Origin of the sequence: Bradyrhizobium sp. GCM10028915 (assembly GCF_042666195.1) — a bacterium.
GTDB classification, from domain to species: Bacteria; Pseudomonadota; Alphaproteobacteria; order Rhizobiales; family Xanthobacteraceae; genus Bradyrhizobium; species Bradyrhizobium canariense_D.
Genome location: NZ_JBHTFN010000052.1, coordinates 1 through 25,068 on the forward strand (window position 1 = coordinate 1; position 25,068 = coordinate 25,068).

Consider the following 25,068-nt stretch of genomic DNA (forward strand, 5'->3'; position numbering starts at 1 on the left):
CACCCCGCGCAAATGCCTTGACTTCAGAACCCCGGCCGAGGCCTTCTCCTCTCAACTGTTGCACTTCGAGTGTGAATCCACCTCCTGGCTTTCGCCAGGACGACGGCGGAGGCGTGGCGCGAAGGTCGAGCGCTACGCCGCCCGGATATTCCCCATGAAGCGGTCGAGCTCGGCGCGCAGGCGGGTGCTTTCGGACGACAGCGTCTTGGCCGAGTGCAGCACCTCTTCCGAGGCCGAGCCGGTTTCGGCGGCGCCGCGGTTGACCTGGCCGATGTCGGTGGCGGCGGTCTGAGTGCCCTGCGCGACGGTCTGGACGCTGCGCGCGATTTCCTGCGTCGCCGCGCCCTGCTGCTCCACCGCGCTCGCAATCGAGGTCGAGATCGACGAGATCTGGCCGATGGTGGCGCCGATCTCCTTGATCGCCGCAACCGACTCGGCCGTGGCGCCTTGCATGCCCGTGATGTGCGAGGAGATCTCGTCGGTGGCCTTCGCGGTCTGGCTCGCCAGCGACTTCACTTCGCTGGCGACCACTGCAAAGCCGCGGCCGGCTTCGCCGGCGCGTGCCGCCTCGATGGTCGCGTTCAGAGCCAGAAGATTGGTCTGCTCGGCGATCGCCGTGATGAGCTTGACGACTTCGCCGATCTGCTGGGCGGCATGCGAGAGCTTGCCGATGCGATTATCGGTCTCCTTTGCCTGCACCACGGCAGCTTCGGCAATGCGGCTGGAATCGCGGACCTGGCGGCCGATCTCCTCGACCGAGGCCGAGAGCTCTTCGGTCGCGGTCGCCACCGACTGCATGTTGCTGGAGGCCTGCTCGGAGACGTCGGCGACCTGGCTCGACAGGCTCTGGGTGGTCTCGGCGGTGCGGGTCAGCGTCGAGGCCGCCGATTCCAGCTGCACGGCGGAAGCCGAGACGTTGGAGACGATGGCACCAACCGCGCTCTCGAAATCATCGGCGAAACGAATCAGCTCGGAACGACGGCTTGCGGCCTGCTCCCTGTTCTGAAGTTCGTTGGCGGCGGCGTCGCGCTCGGCCTTGGCCACGGCCTGCACCTTGAATTCTTCGACCGCGCCGGCCATCTCGCCGATCTCGTCCCTGCGGCCGAGGCCCGGCAGCACGACGTCGAAATTGCCCGAGGCGAGCTCGCGCATCGCCTTGCACATCGCAATCATCGGACGCGAAATGCCGGTGCCGAGCAGGAAAGCGAGGACCGCGCCGAGCAGCGTACCGCCGACGGCCAGCATCAGCACCAGTTGCTCGGTCTTCCCGATGGTCGCTTCCGATTCGGACTCCAACCGCTGCTGCTCGGCAACGAGGTCCGCCTTCATGGCGGTGGCACCCTGAAGGATCGCGCCGGCCGAGCCGCTCATCTCGGTGACGAGCTCGTCGATCATCTTGGCGTTGGCTATCAGTTTCTCCAGCGATTCCCGATAGGCACCGAGCAATCCCTTGGCGTCCTTCAGGCCGGCGACGATCTTGTCGTCCATGGAATAGACCGCGTTGAGCGAGTTCTCGACGAATTTCAACCGCGCCAGCGCGCTGGTTGCGATCGCCTGGTCGGACGTCAGCACGAAATTGGTCGCCGCCCCGCTCGCGGTCTGGAATTGGGCATTGACCTGCTTGGTCCCGAACTCGATCGCCTGCGCCTCGGAATCGGAGGCATTGTTGCCGATGTCGTCGAGCTTGTATTTCAGGAGGTTGGCGTTGCGCATGAGCTGGTTCTGCACCAGCAGCGCGCTGTCACGCTTGGCCTGGAGGACTTTCGCGAAGGTCGCGGAGAAGTTTGAAAACTCCTTGGCGAGCTTGTCCAGACTTTCCTGCCGCGCCGGCTTCTTGGCGCTCTTGACCGCCTGGTCGATGGCGCTCTTCAGGCCGGTCTCCGCGTCCAGCGCCGTCTTGGCGTCGTCCTCCTTGCCGGTGACGACGAAATATCTGACGGCCGAGCGATAGGCGAGCAGCTCCCGGTCGATGTTACGGGCGAGATCGGCCTCGGTGACACTGGTGCGGTAGGACCCGACCCCGGACGAGACCCGCTCGAAGCCAAAATAGGAGAAGGCCATGCTGCCGGCGGAGATCACCAGCACCGCGGCAAAGCCCAGAATGATCTTGGCGCGGAACCTGAGGGTCGGCATTATTGTGCGCTTCGACGACGACGCGATACGCCCGGACATTCCCACCCCCATTTTCATTCAGCCGAGATCCGGTGGCGCCCCGCCCCCTGACCTGGCTGCGCAAAACTAAGGCAGAATCGATAAGGGGCGGTAAATTCGGTGCGCCCGCAGAGTTTCCGGCTCTATCGGCCAAGGCGAGCCGGATGGGCGATATGGACGCTGGCATCCCAGCTGGCGCCCCGGCGCCGCAACCCGATCCGGCCGACTCGCCCCCCAAACCAATGTTGGGCATTCTGGATCAATGACTTTTCCATGACGCGGGCGACCAAAATCGTAGTTGCAAAGTTCCGGGTCGCTGTCTCTAATTAGAAACAATCAAAATCGATCCCGGGAGGACTTCAGCCGTGTCTACAGTCAAACTGACGGTGAACGGCAAGGCCGTTGCCGTCGACGTCGAGGACCGCACGCTGCTGGTACAGCTGCTGCGGGACCACCTCAACCTCACCGGAACCCATGTCGGCTGCGACACCAGCCAGTGCGGCGCCTGCGTCGTCCATATAGACGGCAAGGCGATCAAATCCTGCACCATGCTGGCAGGACAGGCCGACGGCGCCAGCATCACCACGATCGAAGGCATCGCCAAGGGCGACGAGCTGCACCCGATGCAAGCGGCCTTCCGCGACAATCACGGCCTGCAGTGCGGCTATTGCACGCCGGGCATGATCATGTCGGCGATCGACATCGTGCACCGCTATGGTGGCCAGCTCGACGAGGCCACCGTCCGCCACGAGCTCGAAGGCAATATCTGCCGCTGCACTGGGTACCACAACATCGTCAAAGCCGTGCTGGATGCGGCAGGCCGCATGAAGGTCTCGCAGGCGGCCGAGTAAGCGGCCCGCCTCGAAATAAGAACGATCGCCGCCGCTTTCGAGGGAAAGCGCGGTCAAGACAAATTCCGGTCGGGAGGACCAGACATGGGCGTTGAAGGCATTGGCGCGAGCGTCGTGCGCAAGGAAGACAAGCGTTTCATTACCGGCAAGGGCCGCTACGTCGACGACATCAAATTGCAGGGCATGACCCATGCCCATTTCATCCGCAGCCCGCACGCGCATGCCAAGGTGAAGGGGATCGATCCCGCCGAGGCGCTGAAGATGCCGGGCGTGGTCGCTGTGCTGACCGGTCAGCAAATCGTCGACGACAAGGTCGGTAACCTGATCTGCGGCTGGGCCATCACCTCCAAGGACGGCAGCCCGATGAAGATGGGCGCATGGCCGGCAATGGCGCCGGAGACCGTGCGCTTCGTCGGTCAGGCCGTCGCAGTCGTGATCGCCGAGACCAAGAATCTCGCACGCGACGCGGCCGAAGCCGTGGTCGTGAACTATGAAGAGCTGCCCGCGGTCGCCGACGTCCACGCCGCGATCAAGTCCGGCGCGCCGCAGCTGCATCCCGAAGCTCCCGGCAACCAGGTTTATGACTGGGTGATCGGCGACGAGGGCGCCACCGATGCCGCCTTCGACAAGGCCGCCAACGTGGTGAAGCTCGACGTCACCAACAACCGTCTCGCGCCGAACGCGATGGAGCCGCGCGCGGCAATTGCCGATTACGATTCGGCGGAAGAGCATTTCACGCTCTACACGACGTCGCAGAATCCGCACGTCGCCCGCCTCGTGCTGTCGGCGTTCTACAACATTGCACCCGAGCACAAGCTGCGCGTGATCGCACCCGACGTCGGCGGCGGCTTCGGCTCCAAGATCTTCATCTATCCCGAAGAGATGGTGGCGCTGTGGGCCTCGAAGAAGGTCGGCCGTCCCGTGAAATGGACCGGCGACCGCACCGAAGCCTTCCTCACCGATGCGCATGGCCGCGACCACGTCACCCACGCCGAGATGGCGTTCGACGCCAACAACAAGATCACCGGATTGAAGGTGAAGACCTACGCCAATTTCGGCGCCTACATGTCGCTGTTCTCGTCGTCGGTGCCGACCTATCTCTACGCGACGCTGCTGTCGGGCCAGTACAACATCCCGGCGATCCATGCCGAGGTGGTCGGGGTCTACACCAACACCACGCCGGTCGACGCCTATCGCGGTGCCGGCCGCCCCGAGGCGAGCTATCTGATCGAACGTCTGATGGAGACGGCGGCGCGGCAGTTGAAAGTCGATCCGGCCGCGCTGCGCCGGACCAACTTCATCACCCAGTTCCCGCACCAGACGCCGGTGATCATGGCTTATGACACCGGCGACTTTAACGCCTCGCTCGACGCCGCGATGAAGGCGATCGACTATGCCGGCTTTGCCGGGCGCAAGGCCAAGGCGAAGGCCGACGGCAAGCTGCGCGGCATCGGCGTGTCCTGCTACATCGAGGCCTGCGGCATCGCGCCGTCGAAGGCCGTCGGCAGCCTGGGCGCCGGCGTCGGTCTTTGGGAGTCCGCCGAAGTCCGCGTCAACCCGGTCGGCACCATCGAGGTCCTGACGGGATCACACAGCCACGGCCAGGGTCACGAGACCACGTTCTGCCAGCTCGTAGCCGAACGCCTCGGCGTTCCCATCAGTCAGGTCTCGATCGTCCATGGCGACACCGACAAGGTGCAGTTCGGCATGGGCACCTATGGCTCGCGCTCGGCCGCCGTCGGCCTCACCGCGATCCTGAAGGCCATGGAGAAGATGGAATCCAAGGCCAAGAAGATCGCCGCGCATGCGCTGGAAGCCTCGGAAGGCGACATCGTCATCGAGAACGGCGAGTTCAAGGTCGCCGGCACCGACAAGGCGATCGCCTTCCCGATGGTCGCACTCGCGGCCTATACCGCGCACAATCTGCCCGACGGGATGGAGCCGGGCCTGAAGGAAAGCGCCTTCTACGATCCGACCAACTTCACCTTCCCGGCCGGCACATATATCTGCGAGCTCGAGGTCGATCCCGGCACCGGCAAGACCTCCTTCGTCAACTTCGTCGCGGCCGACGATTTCGGCCGTTTGATCAACCCGATGATCGTCGAGGGCCAGGTCCATGGCGGTCTTGTGCAAGGCATCGGACAAGCGTTGCTCGAGCACGCGATCTACGACGCCAACGGGCAGCCGGTCACGGCCTCGTTCATGGACTACGCCATGCCGCGCGCCGACGACGTTCCCTCGTTCAACCTCTCCCACACCACGACGCTGTGCCCGGGCAATCCGCTCGGCATCAAGGGTTGCGGTGAGGCCGGTGCGATCGGGGCGTCAGCGGCCGTGATCAATGCGATCACGGATGCGATCGGCAAGAACAATCTGGAAATGCCCGCAACCCCGGACAGGGTGTGGCGCACGATCCACGCGGCTTAAGGGAGGAACGAAGATGTACCAGACCGTTTATCATCGCGCGTCCTCGGTTGACGAAGCCGTCAGCCTGTTCTCCAAGAGCAGCGAAGCCAAGTTCCTCGCCGGCGGCCAGACGCTGCTGCCGGTGATGAAGCAACGCCTCGCCAGTCCGTCCGACGTCATCGACCTCGGCAAGATCAAGGAGCTGCAGGGCGTCGAGCTCTCGGGCGACGTGCTGACCATCAAGGCCGGCACGACCTATTTCGACATCATGCAGAATGCCGACGTGAAGAAGGCGATTCCCGCAATTGCCTATCTCACTTCGGTGCTCGGCGACCCCGCCGTGCGCTATCGCGGCACGATCGGCGGCTCGATCGCCAACAACGATCCCGCCGCGGATTTTCCCGCCGCGCTGCTCGCGCTCGGCGCCACCGTGAAGACCAACAAGCGGTCGATTACGGCGGATGACTTTTTCCAGGGCATGTTCACGACCGCGCTGGAGGACGGCGAGCTCATCACCGCCGTGTCGTTCCCGGTTCCGGCGAAGGCTGGCTACGAAAAGATGCGCCATCCTGCGTCTCGCTTTGCGCTGACCGGCGTGTTCGTCGCGCAGACGAAGTCGGGCGAGATTCGGGTGGCCGCCACCGGCGCCTCGCAAGGCGGCGTGATGCGGGTCCCGGCCATCGAAGCGGCGCTGAAGGCGAACTGGTCACCGTCGGCGATCGACGGCGTGAGCATTTCGGCGAGCAATCTGCTGGCCGACATCCACGGCACGGCGGAGTACCGCGCCAACCTCATCAAGGTGATGGCGCAGCGCGCGGTGGCTGCCGCTCGCTGATCATCGCGCCTTAGCGCCTCGACGCAAATTTTCCGCGGCGCGCACTTCGGTGCGCGCCGTTTTATTTTAGCCACGCGACATGAAAACCGCTTGCCTCACTGGCGTGAAGGCGAGAAAAGTTAATCGGCCAATTAACTCGCCCCGCAGAGGAACGCCTTGGCGCTTGCCGACCATCGGCAATATGCGCCTTGGATCCGAGGAAACAAACACGTGCTCGATCAATCAGCCCAAAACTCCTCCGTCCGCACCTCCGGCCCGCTGTCGGGCTTCCGCATCGTTGAATTCGCCGGCATTGGACCGGGCCCGTTCGCCTGCATGATGCTGGCCGACATGGGCGCCGAAATCGTCACGCTCGATCGGGTCGGCGCCAGGAAGAACATGAAGTCGGTCGCAGGCCGCGGCCGCAAGGTGGTCGAGCTCGACCTCAAGGACCAGGCGGCGATCGCGGAGGTACTCGATCTGCTTGCGAATGCCGACGCGCTGGTCGAGGGTTTCCGTCCCGGCGTGATGGAGCGGCTCGGTCTCGGGCCTGACGTGGTGCTCGCGCGCAATCCAAAGCTGGTCTACGGCCGCATGACCGGCTGGGGCCAGCAAGGCCCGCTCGCCAATGCCGCCGGCCACGACATCAACTACATCTCCATCACCGGCGCGCTCGCCGCGATCGGCACGAAGGAAGCGCCGGTGCCGCCGCTCAACCTGGTCGGCGATTTCGGCGGCGGCGCGCTCTATCTCGTGGTCGGCGTGCTTGCGGCGCTGCTGGAGGCCTCGCGGTCAGGCAAGGGCCAGGTCGTCGATGCCGCGATGTGCGACGGCGCGGCATCGCTGATGTCGTTCTTCTTCGACATGACCACGCTCGGCCGCTGGACCGAAGGCCGCAACGAGAACTTTCTCGACGGCGGCGCACATTTCTACGGCGTCTACGAATGCGCCTGCGGCCATTTCGTCTCGATCGGCTCGATCGAGCCGCAATTCTACGCGCTGCTGCGCGAGCACGCCGGCCTGACCGACCCCGATTTCGATGCGCAGATGGACCGCAAGGCTTGGCCCGCGCTGAAGGAAAAACTGAAGACGGTGTTCAAGAGCAAGACGCGCGAGGACTGGTGCAAGATTATGGAAGGCACCGACATCTGCTTCGCGCCGGTGCTGACCATGTCGGAAGCGACCGAGCATCCGCACATGGTCGCCCGCAACGTCTTCGTCGAGCGCCACGGCGTGAAGCAGCCGGCGCCGGCGCCGCGCTTTTCGCGGACTCCATCGGCGGTGCGCGAGCCGGAAGTGGCGGAGATCGGCGCGGTGACCAAAGCCTGGAAGGCGGAGCGTTAAGTCCTCCGCTGTCGCATCACACTCCGGGTCGTCCTGGCCTAGTGCGCAATTGCGCACGGGGGCCAAGACCCATAGCCACCAACGCGGTTTGACGAAGACTCGGAGTTACCAGTTCGCCCAATGACCGCTCCCTGGGGTAATTGGTCCTGGCTTTCGCCAGGACGACGGCGGCACTTAATGCCACCGCGTTCCAGACAACGGCCGCCTACGCCGCATCCACCTTCAGCACCCCGCGCCGGATCTGGTCCTCCTCGATCGATTCGAACAGCGCCTTGAAATTGCCTTCGCCGAAACCGTCGTCGCCCTTGCGCTGGATGAACTCGAAGAAGATCGGGCCGATCGCGTTGGCCGAGAAGATCTGCAGCAGCACCTTGGTCTGGCCGCCGTCGACTACGCCTTCGCCGTCGATCAGGATGCCGTTCTTCTGCAGCCGCGCGATGTCCTCGCCATGCTTCGGCAACCGCGCGTCGATCCGCTCGAAATAGGTCGCGGGCGGCGCTGGCATGAAGGGCAGACCGGCCTCGCGCAAGTCCTCGATGGTGCGGTAGATGTCGCGGCAGCCGCAGGCGATGTGCTGGATGCCCTCGCCGCGATAGATATTGAGATATTCCTCGATCTGCCCGGAATCGCCGGCGTCCTCGTTGATCGGAATCCGGATCTTGCCGTCGGGGCTGGTCAGCGCGCGCGAGAACAGGCCCGAGGCGCGGCCCTCGATGTCGAAGAAGCGGATCTGGCGGAAATTGAAGAGCTTCTCGTAGAAGCCCGTCCACACGTCCATGCGGCCGCGGTGGACGTTGTGGGTGAGGTGATCGAGATAGAACAGGCCGGCGCCGGCAGGACGCGGATCGCGCGCACCCAGCCATTCGAACTCGCTGTCATAGGCCGATCCCTTGGCGCCATAGCGATCAGCGAAATAGAGCAGGCTGCCGCCGATGCCCTTGATCGCGGGGACGTCGAGCGTCTTCTGCGCGGAGGACGCATCGGCAGGTTCGGCACCGAGCGAAATCGCGCGGTCATAGGCCTTCTTCGCATCGACGACGCGAAACGCCATCGACGGCGCACAGGGGCCGTGCGCGGCGACGAAATCGTGACCCTGGGTGCCGGGCTCCTCGTTGACGAGGTAATTGATGTCGCCCTGGCGATAAACCGTGATCTTCTTCGTTCTGTGCCGCGCGACGGGCACATAGCCCATCAGCTTGAACAAGGCGTGCAACTCTTGCGGATTGGGATGCGCATATTCGACGAACTCGAACCCGTCGGTGCCCATCGGATTCTCGGCGCTGATCGTGGCCGGCGGTGCATCGTGCGGAAACGGACCCATGGTGTTCTCCCAAATTGCTGCTGAGAGGAACTATCCTTCATGGGACGCGCAAGGGGCGTGCAAATGAGACGGCTTTTGATTAACGTATGCACAGTTTGTGCATGAAGTGGGTGAAACGCGCATGACTTTGGTGGATGCCTTCGACCTCAAGATCCTGGGCGCGCTCCAGGACGACGGCCGTCTCACCAACCAGGAGCTCGCCGACCTCGCAGGCCTCTCGGCCTCGCAATGCTCGCGCCGGCGGATGCGGCTGGAAGAGGAGAAGGTCATTGCGGGCTATCATGCCGATCTCTCCAGCGAGGCGCTCGGCTTCGGCGTGGTCGCCTTCATCCAGGTGACGCTGGCGACCCACTCGCCGGACAATTCCAAGCGGTTTCGGACTCTGGTCAACCGCATCGACGAGATCCAGGAGGCCTACTCGCTGACAGGCGACGCCGACTACGTGCTCAAGGCCGTGCTGCACGACCTCAAGGGCCTCTCCAACCTCGTCAACGACGTGCTGATGCCGCACCAGAGCGTCGCGCATGTGCGCTCCTCGATCGTGCTCGACAGGCTGAAGGAAAGCACGCGTCTGCCGCTGAAGGAAATCAAGCCCGGCTGAAATCGAGGGAAATCCGGCATTCGCGCTGCGCGCGCGATCTGCGATGATCCCGGCCAATCTGCGGAGATTGAGCCATGGCCCTCCAGCTTCGACCGAACTGCGAATATTGCGACCGCGATCTGCCCCCGAACGCAACCGATGCGCGGATCTGTTCCTATGAATGCACGTTCTGTGCGGACTGCGTGGAGACGAAACTCTCCAACGTCTGCCCGAACTGCGGCGGCGGTTTTGCGCCGCGCCCGATCAGGCCCACGCAGGAATGGCGACCGGGCGTGTGCACGACCAACCAGGCGCCGTCGGACAAGCGGGTGCATCTGAAGTACAGTCTGGAGGACGTCGCGACGCATTGCGCGCGGTTACGTGAGGTGCCGCCGGAGAAGCGGTAGACTCTCACCATGTCATTGCGAGGAGCCCTTGCGACGAAGCAATCCAGACTGCCACTGCGGAAAGACTCTGGATTGCTTCGCTACGCTCGCAATGACGGAGAATGTGGATAGAGCGTCGCATCGCTTCCCAGCAATCACTCCGCCGCCAAAATCGTCCCCTCGACCTCGCCAAAACCAACGCGATAGCCTTCGCCCTGGCACCAGCCGCGCATGACGAGGCTGTCGCCGTCTTCCAGGAACGACCGCTTGGCGCCGCCGGGCAATTCGATCGGCTCGGTGCCGTTCCAGCTGATCTCCAGCAGGCTGCCGCGCTGGTTCTTCTCCGGACCGGAAATGGTGCCGCTGCCGAGGAGATCGCCGACATTCATGGCGCAGCCGGAGGAGGCGTGGTGCATCAGCTGCTGCACCGACGACCAGTACATGTATTTGAAGTTGGTGCGGCTGATGCCGGCGGGCGCGTTGGCTCCGGCGGCGCGCAAGGAGACGTCGAGTTCGAGATCGTAGTTCTGCGGCTTGCCCTGCTTGAGGTAGTCGAGCGGCACCGGCTCCTGCTGCGGCCCGTTGAGGCGGAATGGCTCCAGCGCCTCGCGCGTCACCACCCACGGACTGATCGAGGTCGCGAACGCCTTGGCGAGGAACGGCCCGAGCGGCACATATTCCCATTGCTGGATATCGCGCGCGCTCCAGTCGTTGAGCAGCACGAAGCCGAAGATCATCTCCTCGGCTTGCGGCTCCGTGAGCATGCCGCCCATTGGCGACGGCTGGCCGACCACCACGCCCATCTCCAGCTCGAAATCGAGCCGCTTGCACGGTCCGAAGCTCGGCGCCTCCACATTCGGCGGCTTGAGCTGCCCGCGCGGGCGCTTCACCTTCGTGCCGGAGACCACGACAGTCGAGGCACGGCCGTTGTAAGCGATCGGCATATGCAGCCAGTTCGGCTGCAGTGCATTGTCCTTGCCGCGGAACATGACGCCGACATTGGTGGCGTGTTCTTTCGACGAATAGAAATCGGTGTAGCCGGAGACCGCAAACGGCAGATGCAATCTTGCGTCGCGTATCGGCACCAAGGCCTGCTTGCGCAACTCCTCGTTGTCGCGCAGCTCGGGATGATCGGCGCGCAGGAGTTCGCTGATCCGCGCCCGCGTCTTCGTCCAGACCTTTGGCCCCAAGGCCATGAAAGCATTGAGCGACGGCGTCGAGAACACGCCGAGCGGCCCCACGTCGAGCCGCGAGTCCTGCTCAAGCTCCCAGAGATCGAGCACATAGTCGCCGATCGCCACGCCGACGCGCGGCGTCGGATTGGCCGCGGTCGAGAACACACCATAAGGCAGGTTCTGGATCGGAAAATCGGAGGCGGGATCGACGCCGATGAAGGAGCGGAGGCTGGGGTCGTTGGGATGTGGCATCACTTGGCTCGGTCTTTCCCTTCTCCCCTTGTGGGAGAAGGTGGCGCGAAGCGCCGGATGAGGGGTATCTGTCCGCGAGTCCGAAGGAGAGGTTCACGCGCGGATAGAACCCCTCACCCGTCTCGCCGCTATGCGGCGAGCCACCCTCTCCCACAAGGGGAGAGGGTAAGAAGCTTACGGCTTGCTCGGATCGAACCGCTTCTCGAGGCCCTTCCAGCAATCCGCGTAGTCATGCTGCAACGTCGCGGAATTCGCGGCGTGCGCGGTGACGCGCTGCGCGTAGCGGGTCTCGAACATGAAGGCCATGGTGCCGGTCAGCTTGACCGGCTTCAGCTCGCCGTTGCTGGCGTGCTCGAAGGCATCGCGATCGGGGCCGTGCGGCAGCATGCAATTGTGCAAACTCATGCCGCCCGGCACAAAACCTTGCGGCTTGGCGTCGTACACGCCGTAGATCAGGCCCATGAACTCGCTCATGATGTTCATGTGATACCACGGCGGGCGGAAGGTGTTGTCGGCGACCATCCAGCGCTCGGGGAAGATCACGAAGTCGATATTCGCCGTGCCCGCGGTCTCCGACGGCGAGGTCAGCACGGTGAAGATCGAGGGATCGGGATGATCGAAGCCGATCGCGCCGACCGGCGAGAAGGTGCGCAGATCATATTTATACGGCGCATAATTGCCGTGCCAGGCGACGACGTCGATCGGCGAGTGGGGCAACTGCGTCCTGAACAACGATCCGCCCCATTTCACGAACAGCTCGGTCGGTGAGTCCTTGTCCTCGTAGTGCGCGACCGGCGTCAGGAAGTCGCGGGCATTGGCGAGGCAGTTGGCGCCGATCGGCCCGCGCTCCGGCAGCGTGAAGGCGCCGCCGTAGTTTTCGCAGAGATAGCCACGCGCCGGTCCGCTCGGAATCTCCACCCGGAACTTGACGCCGCGCGGGATCACCACGATCTCGCCGGGCTCGGCGTCGATGCGGCCGAACTCGGTGACGATGCGAAGATTGCCCTGCTGCAGCACGAACATCAGCTCGCCGTCGGCATTGTAGAAGTGCTGGTCCACCATCGATTTGGTGATGAGATAGACGTGGGCGGCCATGCCGGCCTGGGTGTTGACGTCACCGGCGGTGGTCATGGTCTGCACGCCCTGAAGGAAGGTCATGTCCTCCTTCGGGATCGGCGCCGGATCCCAGCGCAATTGCGCGATCGGCAGGTCGTTTTCGTGGCACGGTGCCGAACGCCACAGGCCGCGGTCGACCTTCTCGAAACGACCCGAGTGTTTCACCGACGGGCGAATGCGATAGAGCCATGAGCGCTCGTTGCTGCCGCGCGGCGCCGTGAAGGGCGAGCCGGAGAGCTGCTCGGCATAGAGGCCGTAGGCACAGCGCTGCGGCGAGTTGCGTCCGATCGGCAGCGCGCCCGGCAGCGCTTCGGTCTCGAAACTGTTGCCGAAGCCGGACATGTAGCCCGGCGTGACCTGGGCCGTGCTGCGAATGATCTGATCGGGCGAGGTGTTGATGTTCATGATGATCCTCCTCCTTGCAGGGCGGCCCACATCTCCTGGTCGCGCTTGTCGGTCCAGATCACGGGGTCGTCGATCCCCGACGCCTCGTCATAGGCGCGAGATACGTTGAACGGCAGACAGTGCTCGTAGATGGCGAAGCTCGAAAATTTCGGATCCATGACCTCGCGCGTCGCGGCCATCGATTCCTTCAGCGTGCGGCCCTTGGCGACCGAGATTTCGGCGGCGCCGTAGAGCGAGGTGACGAAGTCGCGCGTCATCGCGATGGCTTCGCGCACCGTGGCGACACCCTTCAACGCATCGCCGCGGCCCGGCGCGATCGCCTTGGGATTGAAGTGACGGATCTCGTTCAGCGTCAGCGGCCATTCGCGCAGGTGTGCGTCGCCACAATAGCAGGCCGAGTGGTATTCGATCAGGTCACCGGAGAACATCACCTCGGCATCCGGCACCCAGGCGACGATGTCGCCCGAGGTATGGCCGGCGCCAAGCTGCATCAGGCGTACCTCGCGCTTGCCGAGATAGATCGACATCTCGCCTTCGAAGGTCAGCGTCGGCCAGGTCAGGCCGGGTATGCTCGATGCGTCCTGAAACAGGCGCGGGAAGCGGCCGTACTCGGAATCCCAATCCTGCTGGCCACGCTCCTCGATGAGGCGATAGGTCTCCTGCGAGGCGACGATGCCCTGCGCCTTGTAGGCGGAGGCGCCGAGCACGCGCACGGCGTGATAATGCGACAGCACGACATATTTGATCGGTTTGTCGGTGACGGCACGGACGCGCTCGATCACCTTGTTGGCCATCGCCGGCGTCGATTGCGCGTCGAACACCAGGCAGCCGTCGTCGCCGACGATGATCGCGGTGTTCGGATCGCCCTCCGCGGTGAAGGCGTAGAGATCGGTGCCAATCTCGGAGAAGGTGATCTTCTTCTCGGAGAGGTCGCCGGTGGATGCGAAGTTCTTCGCCATCAATTCATCCTTCAAGTCTTTGGGGCTATTGTTGTTGCTGCTGCTGCTGGCCGTCGATCATGCGCCGCTTGGCGAGGAGGATCGCCTCCCGCAGCACGTCGATATCGCCGATATGGTTGGCGAGGATCAGTACCAGCGCCGCGTCGAAGTCCGCGCTCTGCTCGTCGGTGAAGCCACGATGCGCCTCCACAATGGCGCGAAAGGCGTCGTCGGGTCGCGCGAAGTTGGAGCTGGTGGAGAGCGGCATGCGAGTCCTCAATTCAAGCAAATTCTTGATTCAAGCCCTGCGCCCGTGACAGCGCTGCCGCGACGCCAGCGCGCGTGGGGTGGCGGAAGCGCGCCGCAACGTAACCGTCCGGCCTTAATAGGTAGGCTGAGCCTGGTTCCGCATCATAGCGCTTTGCAGTGAGCCCTGCCGGATCTGCGAGCCCGTCCTCACCGCCGATGCAGATGTCCTTCACACCAACAGGCGCATCGATCGCCGCGCCGTTGCCGAACGACAGCAAGGTGAAGTCTGTTCCACCCTTGCGGAATGCATCCGTCAAATAGGCTTGCTCGCCCGCGCGCGTCGTAACGGGAGCATCGAGCATCGAACAACCCGGGAGCGGGCCACCGCGCCACGCATCCGCATCCGGCGATGACAGCGGCGAGTCATAGCTGCACGGCACCGAGAGCCGCCCGCCATTGACCATGCGCTTGCCGAATTCCGTTTCCTTGGCCAGCGACAGCACCGCCTTGCGCAGCCGCGCTTCCTGATGCGAGTTCGGCGCCATGAAATCGGTCGAGCGGGTGGATTCGCGGATGTTCTCGTCGGCCGCCAGACTGCGCTCGACGTGATAGCTCTCGAGCAGGCTCGCGGGTGAGGCGCCGCGCAGCACGCGGTCGAGCTTCCAGGAGAGATTCTCGGCGTCCTCGAGTCCCGAATTGGCGCCGCGCGCGCCGAAGGGCGAGACCTGGTGCGCGGAATCGCCTGCAAAGATCACGCGGCCATGGACGAAGCGATCCATCCGCCGGCACTGGAATTTGTAAAGCGAGATCCACTCGAACTCGAACTTGTCGTGGCCGAGCATGCGCGCAATCCGCGGCCGCACGTTCTCGGGCTTCTTCTCGACGACGGGGTCGGCATAACGATTGAGCTGAAGGTCGATGCGCCAGACATCGTCGGGCTGTCGGTGCAGCAGCGCCGAACGTCCCGCATGAAACGGCGGATCGAACCAGAACCAGCGCTCGGTCGGGAATTCCGCGGTCATCTTGACGTCGGCGATCAGGAACTGGTCCTCGAACACCTGTCCGGCGAAGTCCGCGCCCACCATCTGCCGCAGCGACGAGCGCGCGCCGTCGCAGGCGACGACATATTGCGCGTGCAGGCGATAGGCGCCCTCCGGCGTCTCTATCGTCAGCGCGACGGAATCGTTGCGGCTCTCCAGCGCCGTCACCTTGTTGCGCCAGCGCAAATTGATCTCGGGCAGCTCGCTGATGCGGTCGACCAGATAGGCTTCGGCGTAATATTGCTGGAGATTGATGAAGGCCGGCCGCTTGTGACCGTCCTCCGGCAGTAGATTGAACTGGTAGAGCTGCTGCTCGCCGTGGAAGATGCGGCCGACGCTCCAGACCACGCCCTTGTCGACCATGCGGTCGCCGACGCCGAGCCGGTCCCAATATTCCAGCGAGCGTTTCGAGAAGCAGATCGCGCGGGAGCCCTCTCCGATGCGGTCGGCGTCATCCAGAAGAACGACGCGCTGGCCGCGTTGGGCAAGGTCGATCGCAAGCGACAGCCCGACCGGGCCAGCGCCCACGATCACCACGGGATGCTCGGCCGAGCTCTGGCCGGGACGATCCTGATCGGGGTGGCGGCGATAGCCGAACTGGGTTTTGGCCTGATGCGTATTGGCCTTCGCCATGCGCTAACCTCGGCTCTGGTCAGGAGAGGCCTGATCTGCTAATAGTCTCACGTGCAACTATTTTGGACCGGAGCCGGCCGGCCGTCAACTGGAATTCGGAGCGCTCTCCTTGGCGAGGACATCCAGCGACATCGCGCTGAAGACACGCGAGGCCGATGAGGCTTCACCGCGGCCAAAAACACGGCTCGACCTGTTCAGGTTCGTGCCGTTCCGCCTCAACCGGCTCGCCGCGGAGGTGAGTTCCGCACTCGCCGTCGAATATCAGGAGCGTCACGGCCTCGACATCCCCGCCTGGCGCGTGATCGCGACGCTCGGCTTCCGCAACGATGCCTGCAGCGCGCAGTACGTCGCGCAATGCACCCGCACGCACAAATCCACGATCAGCCGCGCGGTGACCATGTTGCTGCACCAGGGTTTGATCGAGCGCGTCGAGAACGAAGCCGACCGTCGCGAATTCCGCCTCCGACTGACCAGGAAAGGCCGCACGCTCTACGAGGAGCTGTTTCCGCAATTGCTGCGGCGGGAAGACGAGATCCTCGCCTGCCTCACCGCGCAGGAGCGCAAACAGCTATCGACGCTGCTCGGCAAGATCGAACAGAGCCTCGATTTGATCCAGACCAGCGAAGAGGCCGACGCCAAGCAGGCGTATTGATCACTTCGCAAATGATCGCGACGGCGGCAAATGCAGCGCCCAGACATCGACCTTGTCGCTGGCGCGCGGATAGATCTCCGTCACGATCGGATCATGGCCGGGAATGAACCGGTCAGGATGGCCGGCGAGGCGCTCGATGGTCTCCCAGCCAACCGCCATGTCGCCGACATTGTAGACGATCGGGAATGGGCTTCTGCGCTGGAGATTGGCGTAATAATGCGCGGCATCGGACGCCAGCACCACCGGTCCGCGCGCGGTCTCGACTCTGACCACCTGCAAGCCGTCCGAATGGCCGCCGACGCGGTGCAAGGTGATGCCGGGCGCGACCTCGCCGTCGCCGGAATAGAAATTGACGCGCTCGCCATAGACATGGCGGACCATCTGGGTGACGTGCTCGACCGAGAACGGATGTCGCAGCAGTCCGTTGCACATGCAGCGCCCCGTCGCGTAGGCCATCTCGCGCTCCTGGAGATGGAAGCGGGCGTTCGGGAAGCGGTCGAGATTGCCGGCATGGTCGTAATGCAGATGCGTCACGATGATGTCGCGAATGCTCGCTGCCGCGACACCAAAGCGCTCCAGCGCGTCGACCGGATTGAGCGTCAGCTTGCGCGCCCGCGCGGACGCTTCCTCGGCATTGAAGCCGGTATCGACCAGGATGTCGCGGCCGTTGCCGCGGATCAACCAGACGAAATAGTCGAGATCCTGCGCCGCGCTGTCATGCGGGTCGGGCGCGAGGAAGTTCATGTGGGGCGTGCGCGGCGACATCGTCGCATAGCGCAGTGCGTAGATTTCGTAGGCGTTTCCCATGGTTTTGATCTTGCTCTTTTTGTGGATGCACCTTCAGCGGCGATCGACCGCACCAAGCCATCGTCCACCGCAAAGGTCAAACACCGCAGGTTGAAGGAGGCCCGTCCGCAATGTGAGACCAATCACATTGTTGTCGCCATGGCTGCCCTAATTTGCAGCCGCAATGACAACCAGCATGACAACCAGAATGCATCGCGTGCGATCATGACCGCCCGTTTATTCCCCCGCAACATGCCCATGCGTCGCGGTCAATTGTCGCGATAGCGCCGAATCCGCAAGCGGTTGACGCCCCCCTCCCCCGGTTTGATAATGCACATTGCGTAAGTTAAGGTCGCCGCGGCGCAAGCTGGAAACGGCGCCTTTTTGGCTGGATCGCGCTAATTATGAAAATTCGCCTGCTTTTCGTTCTATCCTTGCTCGCGTCGCTCATCCCGACCGCTCCGTCACTTGCGGCCGGCGATCGCTTTGCGCTGGTCATCGGCAATGCCAAATATCCGGACGCCGACGCTCCCCTGAAGGAACCGCTCAACGACGCGCGCGACGTCGCCGACGAGCTCAAGCGCGACGGCTTTTCCGTCGAGATCGGTGAGAACCTGACCGGCGACGGCATGCGCCGCGCCTTCGACAAGCTCTACGGCAAGATCAAGCCGGGGTCGGTGGCACTGGTGTTCTTCAGCGGCTTCGGCATCCAGTCCGCGCGGCAGAGCTATTTGCTGCCGATCGATGCGCAGATCTGGACCGAATCCGACGTGCGGCGCGACGGCATCAGCCTCGAAACCGTGCTCGGCGAGCTCAACACCCGCGGCGCCGGCGTCAAGATCGCGCTTGTCGACGCCTCCAGGCGCAATCCGTTCGAGCGTCGGTTCCGCAGCTTCTCGGCCGGCCTCACCCCCGTCATAGCGCCGAACGGCACGCTGGTGATGTATTCGGCGGCGCTGGCCTCGGTGGTCTCGGACGCCGGCGGCGAGCACAGCCTGTTCGTCCAGGAACTCCTCAAGGAAATCCGCGTCCCCGACCTGATGGCCGAGGAGACGCTGAACCGCACCAAGATGGGCGTCACCCGCGCCTCCAGGGGCGAGCAGGTGCCGTGGATATCCTCATCACTGGCCGAGGATTTCTCGTTCATTCCAGGGGCCGGCGGGTCGCGCCCGACCACCACGCCGCCACCTGCGCCTCCCCCGCCGCCGGTCGTCGCCAACAACCCGCCGCCGACTCCACCCGCACCTTCACCGCCTCCGCCGCCGAAACCGGCCGAGACGGTGGCTGCGCCCGCTCCGTCACCGAAGCCGCAGGTCGAGGCTGCCTTGCCGCCGGCACCGCCGCCGCCTCCGCCTGTGATTCCGGCCGATCCCGCCACCGCTCCGAGCATGGAGAGCGGGCCGAGTGCGGCCGCCCTGGCCGAGGACCCCACCATCAAGGGGCTGACCGCCAAGATCGCGGCCAATCCGGATGACGTGAACGCGCTTTACCGGCGCGGTCAGGTCTATGCCAGCAAGGGCGCCTACAGCCTGGCCATCAAGGATTTTGACGAGACGCTCCGGATCAACCCGAAGGACGTCGAGGCGTTGAACAATCGCTGCTGGACCCGCACCGTGGTCGGCGACCTCCAGGGCGCGCTGAAGGATTGCAACGAGGCCCTGCGGCTGCGACCGAACTTCGTCGACGCGCTGGACAGCCGGGGGCTCGTCAATCTGAAATCGGGGGCGGTCAAGAACGCTATCGCCGATTTCGAGGCCGCCCTGAGGATCAATCCGCGCTTGACCTCCTCGCTGTTCGGACGCGGGATCGCCAAGCAGCGCAATGGCTCGGCCCAAGAGGGCGCGCTCGACATCGCCAATGCCAAGGCGATGGACCCGAACATTGTTCAGGAATTCGCAAGCTACGGAGTGCGTTGATATTTTTTTGAATCGGGGCCGATGTGCCTCGAACCCGCGACGGCCCGGCGAAGACTAATCGAACGGATGCCGCAGGCCGTCCTTTCGGGGGGCTTATTGCAGGATTTTCGAACCGCACCAGCTGGCTGCGCAGGAGGGACTGGCTATGAGATTGGCTGCAAAGGGACTTACCGCAATCCTGTCCATCATCACCGTCGGCGCCGCGCTGTCGCTGACGATCCCGCTGGCATTCGCAGCCGACGACGGCAACAGCAAGAACGTCACCGAGGACGAGATCGTCCGCGCGCTGGCGCCGCCGCCGAAGAAGCCGCTGACCCGCGGCCTCTCGATCGCTCCGCAGGCCGATCCCGCACCGAGTGCCACGGAGACCAAGCTGATCCAGTCCGTGCGCGGCCGCTCGACACGGTCGCTGTCGTCGACCGAGCGTGAAGAAATCGCGTCGGCGGCCAAGGACAAGCCGAACATCGATCTGGAAATCACGTTCGACTACAACTCGGCCAATATCAGCGCCAAATCGCTTGCCTCGGTCCAGGCGCTCGGCCGCGCGCTGACCAGCCCCGACCTGAAAGGCTCGACCTTCGTGGTCGCCGGCCATACTGACGCCGCCGGAAGCGAGAGCTATAATCAGGATCTGTCGGAGCGCCGCGCGGATTCGATCAAGCGCTATTTGGTCGACAAATACAGCATCTCCGCGACCGACCTCGTCACGGTCGGCTACGGCAAGAGCAAGCTGAAGGACCCGGCCCAGCCGATGGCGGAAGTCAATCGTCGCGTGCAGGTCGTCAACATGGAAAACAAGACTACCGCATCGAAGTGACCACGACGTAATCCTTTGAAGTGACAAGTCGTGATGTGGTGTAAAGTCTCGCTTCCAGCGCGCGTCCCGCAGCCTTGCGGGACGCTGCTTTATTTCAGGGAAACGCTCTCCATGGGCCGCGCGCGGATGGCCGTGAGCCAGGCCAGGACGATCCGGCAATGAACCTCTCCCAATATCTCAAGCCAGCCGGAACGGTGATCTTCGTCGTCGCGCTCGGCGTCGGCTATTATCTGTTCGAGCACCGGCACCGCGCCGAGCCCAAGGAAACGCCGAGCGAGGCGCTGGTCATCGTGACCAAGTCGACCAATGCCTGCTTCTCCGACCTGGTCCGAGTGACCGGCTTCTTCGTGCCGCGCCGCGAAGCCGTGGTCGTCGCCGACCAGGAGGGATCCAGGGTCACCGACCTCTTCGTCACCGAAGGCACCCTCGTCACCGACAATCAGGAGCTGGCGCGCCTGACCGCACCGCCCCAGATTCCGGGCCAGCCGCCGCGGCCCGGCCCGCAAGGTCCGGTCTCGCTGAAGGCCTCTGCGCCGGGCCTCGTCACCGAGGTCCGCACCATCGTCGGCGCGCCGGCCTCGCCGCAGGCCGGCCCGATGTTCCGTATCGCCGTCAACAACGAGATCGAGCTGGACGCGCAGGTGCCCGCGGTGCACATGGCCAAGCTCAGCTCCGGCGCGACCGTGCGCATCAGCCGCGACGACGCGCCCGATTTGATCGGGCGGGTCAGGCTAGTCGCGCCCGAAATCGATCGCGCCACCCAGCTCGGCCGCGTGCGCATCAGCGTCACCAACAATCCCTCGCTGAAAGTCGGCGTGTTCGCCCGCGCCTCGATCGACGCCAAGCGAAGCTGCGGCGTCGCGGTTCCCAAGACCGCGATCGACCATCTCACCGTGCAGGTCGTCAAGAGCAACATTGTCGAGACGCGCAAGGTACGGGTCGGGCTGTCTTCGGACAGCGCGACGGAAATCCTGGAAGGCCTCAATGTCGGCGAGATCGTCGTCGCCGACGCCGGCTCTTCGCTGCATGATGGCGACCAGATCAAGACCATGTTCGCTGATGAACTCGATCGCACGCGGGTACGCTGATGGCTCTCAATATCTCGGCATGGTCGATCCGCAATCCGCTGCCGTCGGTCGTATTTTCCATCATCCTCCTGATCCTCGGCTGGGTGTCCTTCACCAAGCTCGCGGTGACGCGGCTACCCTCGGCCGACATTCCCGTGATCTCGGTCGCGGTATCGCAGTTCGGCGCGGCACCCGCCGAGCTCGAATCCCAGGTCACCAAGACGGTTGAAGACGCCGTCTCCGGTGTCGAAGGGGTCAGGCACATCACCTCGCAGATCACCGACGGCCTGTCGGTGACGACAATCCAGTTCGCGCTGGAAACCAACACCGACCGCGCGCTCAACGACGTCAAGGACGCGGTGACGCGCGTGCGCTCGAACCTGCCACAGAACGTCACCGAGCCGCTGATCCAGCGCGTCGATGTCATCGGCCTGCCGATCGTCACCTATGCCGCGATCTCGCCCGGCAAGACGCCGGAGCAGCTCTCCTATTTCGTCGACGACGTGGTCAAGCGCGCGCTGCAAGGCGTGCGCGGCGTCGCCCAGGTCGAGCGCATCGGCGGTGTCGAGCGCGAGATCCTGGTCTCGCTCGATCCCGACCGCCTGCAATCGATGGGGCTGACGGCCGTCAACGTCAGCCAGAGCCTGCGCGGCACCAATGTCGACGTCGCCGGCGGCCGCGCCGAGATCGGCAAGAACGACCAGGCGATCCGCACCCTCGCCGGCGCCAAGACGCTGAGCGATCTCGCCGGCACCATGATTCCGCTGTTCGGCGGCGGCGAGGTCCGGCTCGACGATCTCGGCACCGTCACCGACACCATCGCAGACCGCCGTACCTTCGCCCGCTTCAACGGCGAGCCGATCGTCGCGCTCGGCATCAAGCGCTCCAAGGGTGCCAGCGACGTGAAGGTCGCCGAGGCCGTGCAGAAGCGCATCGACACGCTCAAGGCAACTTATCCCGACGTCGACCTGAAGGTGATCGACACTTCGGTCGAATATACCAATGGCAATTACCACGCGGCGATCTCGACCCTGTTCGAAGGCGCCATCCTCGCCGTCGTCATCGTGCTGTTGTTCCTGCGCGACCTGCGCGCCACCATCATCGCCGCGATCTCGCTGCCGTTGTCGATCTTCCCGGCATTCTGGGCGATGGACCTGCTCGGCTTCTCGCTCAACCTCGTCAGCTTCCTCGCCATCACGCTGTCGACGGGTATTCTGGTCGACGACGCCATCGTCGAGATCGAGAACATCGTCAGGCACATGAACATGGGCAAGTCGCCCTATCGTGCCGCCCTGGAAGCCGCCGACGAGATCGGCCTCGCGGTGATCGCGATCTCGCTGACGATCATCGCAATCTTCGCGCCCGCGAGCTTCATGTCGGGCATCGCCGGACAGTTCTTCAAGCAGTTCGGCATCACCGTCTCGGTACAGGTGTTCTTCTCGCTGCTCGCGGCGCGCTTCGTCACGCCGGTGCTCGCCGCCTACTTCCTCAAACATAGCAATCACCAAGAGCCGCCGCCCGGCCGCGTGCTGCGGTCCTATCACAGGCTCGTGGCCTGGTCGGTGAAGCACTATTTCATTACGGTGCTGGTCGGCTTCGGCGTCTTCGCCGCCTCGATCTGGAGCATTACGCTGCTGCCGCAGGGTTTCCTGCCGGCGCAGGACAGCTCGCGCTCGTTGGTTGCGCTCGAGCTGCCGCCGGGCACGCAGCTCGCCTACACCGAAAAAGTCACCGAAGACATCGTGGCGCGCCTGCGCAAGCGGCCCGAGGTGAAGAGCATCTTCGTCGACGGCGGCCGCGTTCCACCGGGGACCCAGGAAGTCCGGCGCGCCGCCTTGATCATCAATTACACGCCCAAGGACAGCCGCGACATCACCCAGCGCGAGCTCGAATTCTCGATCAGCCAGGAGCTGGAGAACATTCCAGACATCCGCTTCTGGTTCCTCGACGAGAACGGCCTGCGCGCCATCTCGCTGGTCGTGACCGGCGCAGACGCCAACATCGTCAACAACGTCGCCAGCGAACTCGCGACGCAGATGAAGCGGATTCCCACCATCTCCAACGTGATCTCGGAAACCACGCTGGAGCGGCCCGAGCTGCGCGTCGAACCGCGCGCCGATCTCGCCGCACGGCTCGGCGTCTCAACCGAAAGCCTATCGCAGACCATCCGCGTCGCCACCATCGGCGACGTCGGCCCCGCGCTTGCCAAGTTCGACGTTGGCGACCGTCTGGTGCCGATCCGAGTGCAGCTCGAGGATGCCGCGCGCGGCAATCTGAAGACGCTCGAACAGTTGCGCGTGCCGCTCGGCGAGCACGGCGAGAAGGGCGGCGTGCCGCTGTCCGTCATCGCCGACGTCAAGCTCGACCAGGGTCCGACCAGCATCAACCGTTACGATCGCGAGCGACAGGCGACCGTCGCGGCCGATCTCGTCGGCTCCGCCGCGCTCGGCGACGCCACCAAGAAGATCTACGATCTGCCGGTCATGAAGAGCCGTCCGAAGGGCGTGAAGGTCTCCCCCTCCGGCGACGCCGAAAGCCTGAACGAACTGTCCGAAGGCTTTGCCACCGCGATCACGGCGGGCCTGATGATGGTCTACGCCGTTCTGGTGCTGCTGTTCGGCACTTTCCTGCAGCCGATCACCATCCTGTTCTCGCTTCCGCTCTCGATCGGCGGCGCGATCGCGGCCCTGCTGATCACCGGCAAGCAGCTCACGACTCCAGTGTGGATCGGCATCCTGATGCTGATGGGCATCGTCACCAAGAACGCGATCATGCTGGTGGAATTCGCCATCGAATCCATTCACGCCGGCACACCGCGCGAAGAAGCCATGATCGACGCAGGCATGAAACGCGCTCGCCCGATCGTGATGACCACGATCGCGATGGCCGCGGGCATGATGCCCAGCGCGCTCGCGGTCGGCGCGGGCGGCGAGTTCCGCTCGCCGATGGCGCTCGCGGTGATCGGTGGCCTAATCTTCTCGACCATCCTGTCGCTGGTGTTCGTGCCCGCGATGTTCATGGTGATGGACGATCTCGGCGCCCTGATCTGGCGCTTCGCCAAGCGGCTGGTCGTGCACAGCGAAGATGCGGAGGGCGCAAGTCATCACGGAGCTGCGCCGGCCGAAGCGATGCCGCGGCCGAAGAATATCGTGCACCCTGCGGCGGAGTAGATGTGGCACCAGCGTCAAGCACACGAGGCAGTTCAGCGAGCGCCATCCGAGAACCCGACATAGCGGAGGATCGTCTTCGCTACCAGGCATTCAGACGTACCGGTCGTGCTGTGCCGATCGAGGTCGTTAAAGCGTGGGTCGCGAGTTGGGACTCTTCCGACGAACTCCTTCGCCCCGATTGTAGCGACCCAGCCTAACGGCCCCCCTACTCGTTCCGCGCGATCGCCGTCAGCTTGGTCATGTTCCGCAGCAGGATGCGGCCGCGCTGGAGATCGAGGATCGCTTCCTTGCGCCAGGCCTGAAGCTGGCGGTTGACGCTCTCGCGGGCGGCACCGACGAAGACGCCGAGTTGCTCCTGCGAGATGTGCACCTCCGAGCCGAAATCGGCGGCGAGCGCGCAGAGGCGCCGCGCGAGGCGAACCGGCAGCGGCTGGAGCATGGACTCTTCCATGCGCTCGCTCTGCCAGCGGATGCGCTGGCAGAGCAGCGCGATGATCTTGATCCCGACTTTCGGCTCGCGTTCGAGGAAGGCGAGAAAGTCTTCGCGCCGCAGCACGAACAGCTCGCTGGCTTCGCCCGCGGTGGCGTCCGCAGTGCGGCTCTGGCCATCCAGCACCGCAACCTCGCCGAACAGGTCGCCGGGCCCCATGAAGTTCAGCGTCAGGCGGCTGCCGTCGGAGGCGCCGGTCTCGATACGGACCTGGCCTCGGCGCACGCCGAACAGCGCATCGCCTGGATCGCCCTTCTGGAACAGCACCTCGCCATTCCCCAGATGCTGGGTGTGGCAGAGATTCGCCAGCCGCTGGAGTTCGTCTGCGCCGAGATCGGCGAACATCGCATTCATCTTGAGGATGACCGCAAATTCGGCCTGCTTGCTCATTTCAATATCCTTGTGAATTTCGTTGGCAAATCGCTTGGAACCATCAACATCAAGATCGCGTAAAACCGCGCCCGGGAAGTGTGCCATAAGTCACATAACTTTGCAGCACCCCCAGACTA

Annotated in this window: 20 protein-coding genes; 11 read left to right on the forward strand and 9 right to left on the reverse strand. The window is 64.2% G+C overall.

The features are described 5' to 3' along the window. Positions 1 to 132 precede the first annotated feature (132 nt). The gene (locus ACFQX9_RS28670) at positions 133 to 2,172 is read right to left on the reverse strand and encodes a methyl-accepting chemotaxis protein (protein ID WP_377791206.1); all 2,040 of its coding nucleotides are present in this window, start codon (positions 2,170 to 2,172) and stop codon (positions 133 to 135) included. 344 nt (positions 2,173 to 2,516) lie between these two features. On the opposite strand from ACFQX9_RS28670, the gene ACFQX9_RS28675 reads away from it, so the two are divergent. The 4 genes from ACFQX9_RS28675 (at position 2,517) to ACFQX9_RS28690 (ending at position 7,566) form a co-directional block, all read left to right on the forward strand. Continuing rightward, complete coding sequence (locus tag ACFQX9_RS28675) at positions 2,517 to 3,002, forward strand: (2Fe-2S)-binding protein (protein ID WP_377791207.1); 486 nt, start codon at positions 2,517 to 2,519, stop codon at positions 3,000 to 3,002. Positions 3,003 to 3,086: 84 nt separating this feature from the next. Next, on the forward strand, positions 3,087 to 5,429 hold the full coding sequence (locus tag ACFQX9_RS28680; protein ID WP_377791208.1) for a xanthine dehydrogenase family protein molybdopterin-binding subunit: 2,343 nt from the start codon (positions 3,087 to 3,089) through the stop codon (positions 5,427 to 5,429). A 13-nt stretch (positions 5,430 to 5,442) separates the two neighbouring features. Further along, a complete protein-coding gene (locus ACFQX9_RS28685) occupies positions 5,443 to 6,243 on the forward strand; it encodes a xanthine dehydrogenase family protein subunit M (RefSeq protein WP_247474479.1) in 801 nt (266 codons plus the stop codon). 210 nt (positions 6,244 to 6,453) lie between these two features. Next, positions 6,454 to 7,566: a CaiB/BaiF CoA-transferase family protein gene (locus tag ACFQX9_RS28690; protein ID WP_026233200.1), complete on the forward strand. Its 1,113-nt coding sequence runs from the start codon at positions 6,454 to 6,456 to the stop codon at positions 7,564 to 7,566. Between the two features lie 205 nt (positions 7,567 to 7,771). On the opposite strand, the gene hppD is transcribed toward ACFQX9_RS28690, so the two are convergent. Next, the gene (gene hppD / locus ACFQX9_RS28695) at positions 7,772 to 8,887 is read right to left on the reverse strand and encodes a 4-hydroxyphenylpyruvate dioxygenase (RefSeq protein WP_018456583.1); all 1,116 of its coding nucleotides are present in this window, start codon (positions 8,885 to 8,887) and stop codon (positions 7,772 to 7,774) included. A gap of 121 nt (positions 8,888 to 9,008) precedes the next feature. Here hppD and ACFQX9_RS28700 point away from each other — a divergent pair, with 121 nt between their 5' ends. After that, positions 9,009 to 9,488 carry an Lrp/AsnC family transcriptional regulator gene (locus ACFQX9_RS28700; RefSeq protein ID WP_018456584.1) on the forward strand — a complete coding sequence of 160 codons (480 nt, stop codon included), beginning with the start codon at positions 9,009 to 9,011 and terminating at the stop codon, positions 9,486 to 9,488. A 74-nt stretch (positions 9,489 to 9,562) separates the two neighbouring features. Then, complete coding sequence (locus ACFQX9_RS28705) at positions 9,563 to 9,874, forward strand: DUF1272 domain-containing protein (RefSeq protein WP_018456585.1); 312 nt, start codon at positions 9,563 to 9,565, stop codon at positions 9,872 to 9,874. 134 nt (positions 9,875 to 10,008) lie between these two features. Here ACFQX9_RS28705 and fahA read toward each other — a convergent pair whose 3' ends face one another. The 5 genes from fahA to ACFQX9_RS28730 form a co-directional block, all read right to left on the reverse strand. After that, the gene (fahA, locus tag ACFQX9_RS28710; protein WP_377791209.1) at positions 10,009 to 11,280 is read right to left on the reverse strand and encodes a fumarylacetoacetase; all 1,272 of its coding nucleotides are present in this window, start codon (positions 11,278 to 11,280) and stop codon (positions 10,009 to 10,011) included. Positions 11,281 to 11,454: 174 nt separating this feature from the next. Further along, positions 11,455 to 12,801: a homogentisate 1,2-dioxygenase gene (gene hmgA, locus ACFQX9_RS28715; RefSeq protein ID WP_377791210.1), complete on the reverse strand. Its 1,347-nt coding sequence runs from the start codon at positions 12,799 to 12,801 to the stop codon at positions 11,455 to 11,457. Continuing rightward, on the reverse strand, positions 12,798 to 13,760 hold the full coding sequence (locus tag ACFQX9_RS28720; protein WP_377791211.1) for an MBL fold metallo-hydrolase: 963 nt from the start codon (positions 13,758 to 13,760) through the stop codon (positions 12,798 to 12,800). Before ACFQX9_RS28720 ends, hmgA begins: the two co-directional genes overlap by 4 nt. 25 nt (positions 13,761 to 13,785) lie before the next feature. Beyond that, positions 13,786 to 14,007 carry a DUF2783 domain-containing protein gene (locus tag ACFQX9_RS28725; RefSeq protein WP_027515089.1) on the reverse strand — a complete coding sequence of 74 codons (222 nt, stop codon included), beginning with the start codon at positions 14,005 to 14,007 and terminating at the stop codon, positions 13,786 to 13,788. A gap of 13 nt (positions 14,008 to 14,020) precedes the next feature. Next, complete coding sequence (locus tag ACFQX9_RS28730) at positions 14,021 to 15,661, reverse strand: FAD-dependent oxidoreductase (RefSeq protein ID WP_377791212.1); 1,641 nt, start codon at positions 15,659 to 15,661, stop codon at positions 14,021 to 14,023. 109 nt (positions 15,662 to 15,770) lie between these two features. Between ACFQX9_RS28730 and ACFQX9_RS28735 the strand changes: the two genes are divergently transcribed. Then, positions 15,771 to 16,313, forward strand: coding sequence for a MarR family winged helix-turn-helix transcriptional regulator (locus ACFQX9_RS28735; RefSeq protein WP_018456591.1), 543 nt, complete (start codon positions 15,771 to 15,773; stop codon positions 16,311 to 16,313). On the opposite strand, the gene ACFQX9_RS28740 is transcribed toward ACFQX9_RS28735, so the two are convergent. Next, on the reverse strand, positions 16,314 to 17,120 hold the full coding sequence (locus ACFQX9_RS28740; RefSeq protein ID WP_377791213.1) for an N-acyl homoserine lactonase family protein: 807 nt from the start codon (positions 17,118 to 17,120) through the stop codon (positions 16,314 to 16,316). It abuts the gene before it with no gap. A gap of 383 nt (positions 17,121 to 17,503) precedes the next feature. On the opposite strand from ACFQX9_RS28740, the gene ACFQX9_RS28745 reads away from it, so the two are divergent. From ACFQX9_RS28745 to ACFQX9_RS28760, 4 genes are all read left to right on the forward strand, one after another. Then, positions 17,504 to 19,015 carry a caspase family protein gene (locus ACFQX9_RS28745; RefSeq protein WP_377791214.1) on the forward strand — a complete coding sequence of 504 codons (1,512 nt, stop codon included), beginning with the start codon at positions 17,504 to 17,506 and terminating at the stop codon, positions 19,013 to 19,015. A gap of 145 nt (positions 19,016 to 19,160) precedes the next feature. Then, the gene (locus ACFQX9_RS28750; protein ID WP_026233202.1) at positions 19,161 to 19,832 is read left to right on the forward strand and encodes an OmpA family protein; all 672 of its coding nucleotides are present in this window, start codon (positions 19,161 to 19,163) and stop codon (positions 19,830 to 19,832) included. Positions 19,833 to 19,990: 158 nt separating this feature from the next. After that, the gene (locus tag ACFQX9_RS28755) at positions 19,991 to 20,920 is read left to right on the forward strand and encodes an efflux RND transporter periplasmic adaptor subunit (protein ID WP_018456595.1); all 930 of its coding nucleotides are present in this window, start codon (positions 19,991 to 19,993) and stop codon (positions 20,918 to 20,920) included. Next, a complete protein-coding gene (locus ACFQX9_RS28760) occupies positions 20,920 to 24,069 on the forward strand; it encodes an efflux RND transporter permease subunit (protein WP_085348880.1) in 3,150 nt (1,049 codons plus the stop codon). The genes ACFQX9_RS28755 and ACFQX9_RS28760 overlap by 1 nt, the downstream gene beginning before the upstream one ends. A gap of 205 nt (positions 24,070 to 24,274) precedes the next feature. Here ACFQX9_RS28760 and ACFQX9_RS28765 read toward each other — a convergent pair whose 3' ends face one another. Next, positions 24,275 to 24,949: a Crp/Fnr family transcriptional regulator gene (locus ACFQX9_RS28765; protein WP_018456597.1), complete on the reverse strand. Its 675-nt coding sequence runs from the start codon at positions 24,947 to 24,949 to the stop codon at positions 24,275 to 24,277. Between the last annotated feature and the right edge of the window lie 119 nt (positions 24,950 to 25,068).

Coding starts and splice junctions, on each gene's coding strand:
- ACFQX9_RS28670 (WP_377791206.1), bottom strand. CDS start 2,172: ATGTCCGGGCGTATCGCGTCGTCGTCGAAGCGCACAATAATGCCGACC.
- ACFQX9_RS28680 (WP_377791208.1), top strand. CDS start 3,087: ATGGGCGTTGAAGGCATTGGCGCGAGCGTCGTGCGCAAGGAAGACAAG.
- ACFQX9_RS28685 (WP_247474479.1), top strand. CDS start 5,443: ATGTACCAGACCGTTTATCATCGCGCGTCCTCGGTTGACGAAGCCGTC.
- hppD (WP_018456583.1), bottom strand. CDS start 8,887: ATGGGTCCGTTTCCGCACGATGCACCGCCGGCCACGATCAGCGCCGAG.
- ACFQX9_RS28700 (WP_018456584.1), top strand. CDS start 9,009: ATGACTTTGGTGGATGCCTTCGACCTCAAGATCCTGGGCGCGCTCCAG.
- ACFQX9_RS28705 (WP_018456585.1), top strand. CDS start 9,563: ATGGCCCTCCAGCTTCGACCGAACTGCGAATATTGCGACCGCGATCTG.
- fahA (WP_377791209.1), bottom strand. CDS start 11,280: ATGCCACATCCCAACGACCCCAGCCTCCGCTCCTTCATCGGCGTCGAT.
- hmgA (WP_377791210.1), bottom strand. CDS start 12,801: ATGAACATCAACACCTCGCCCGATCAGATCATTCGCAGCACGGCCCAG.
- ACFQX9_RS28720 (WP_377791211.1), bottom strand. CDS start 13,760: ATGGCGAAGAACTTCGCATCCACCGGCGACCTCTCCGAGAAGAAGATC.
- ACFQX9_RS28725 (WP_027515089.1), bottom strand. CDS start 14,007: ATGCCGCTCTCCACCAGCTCCAACTTCGCGCGACCCGACGACGCCTTT.
- ACFQX9_RS28730 (WP_377791212.1), bottom strand. CDS start 15,661: ATGGCGAAGGCCAATACGCATCAGGCCAAAACCCAGTTCGGCTATCGC.
- ACFQX9_RS28740 (WP_377791213.1), bottom strand. CDS start 17,120: ATGGGAAACGCCTACGAAATCTACGCACTGCGCTATGCGACGATGTCG.
- ACFQX9_RS28745 (WP_377791214.1), top strand. CDS start 17,504: ATGAAAATTCGCCTGCTTTTCGTTCTATCCTTGCTCGCGTCGCTCATC.
- ACFQX9_RS28750 (WP_026233202.1), top strand. CDS start 19,161: ATGAGATTGGCTGCAAAGGGACTTACCGCAATCCTGTCCATCATCACC.
- ACFQX9_RS28755 (WP_018456595.1), top strand. CDS start 19,991: ATGAACCTCTCCCAATATCTCAAGCCAGCCGGAACGGTGATCTTCGTC.
- ACFQX9_RS28760 (WP_085348880.1), top strand. CDS start 20,920: ATGGCTCTCAATATCTCGGCATGGTCGATCCGCAATCCGCTGCCGTCG.
- ACFQX9_RS28765 (WP_018456597.1), bottom strand. CDS start 24,949: ATGAGCAAGCAGGCCGAATTTGCGGTCATCCTCAAGATGAATGCGATG.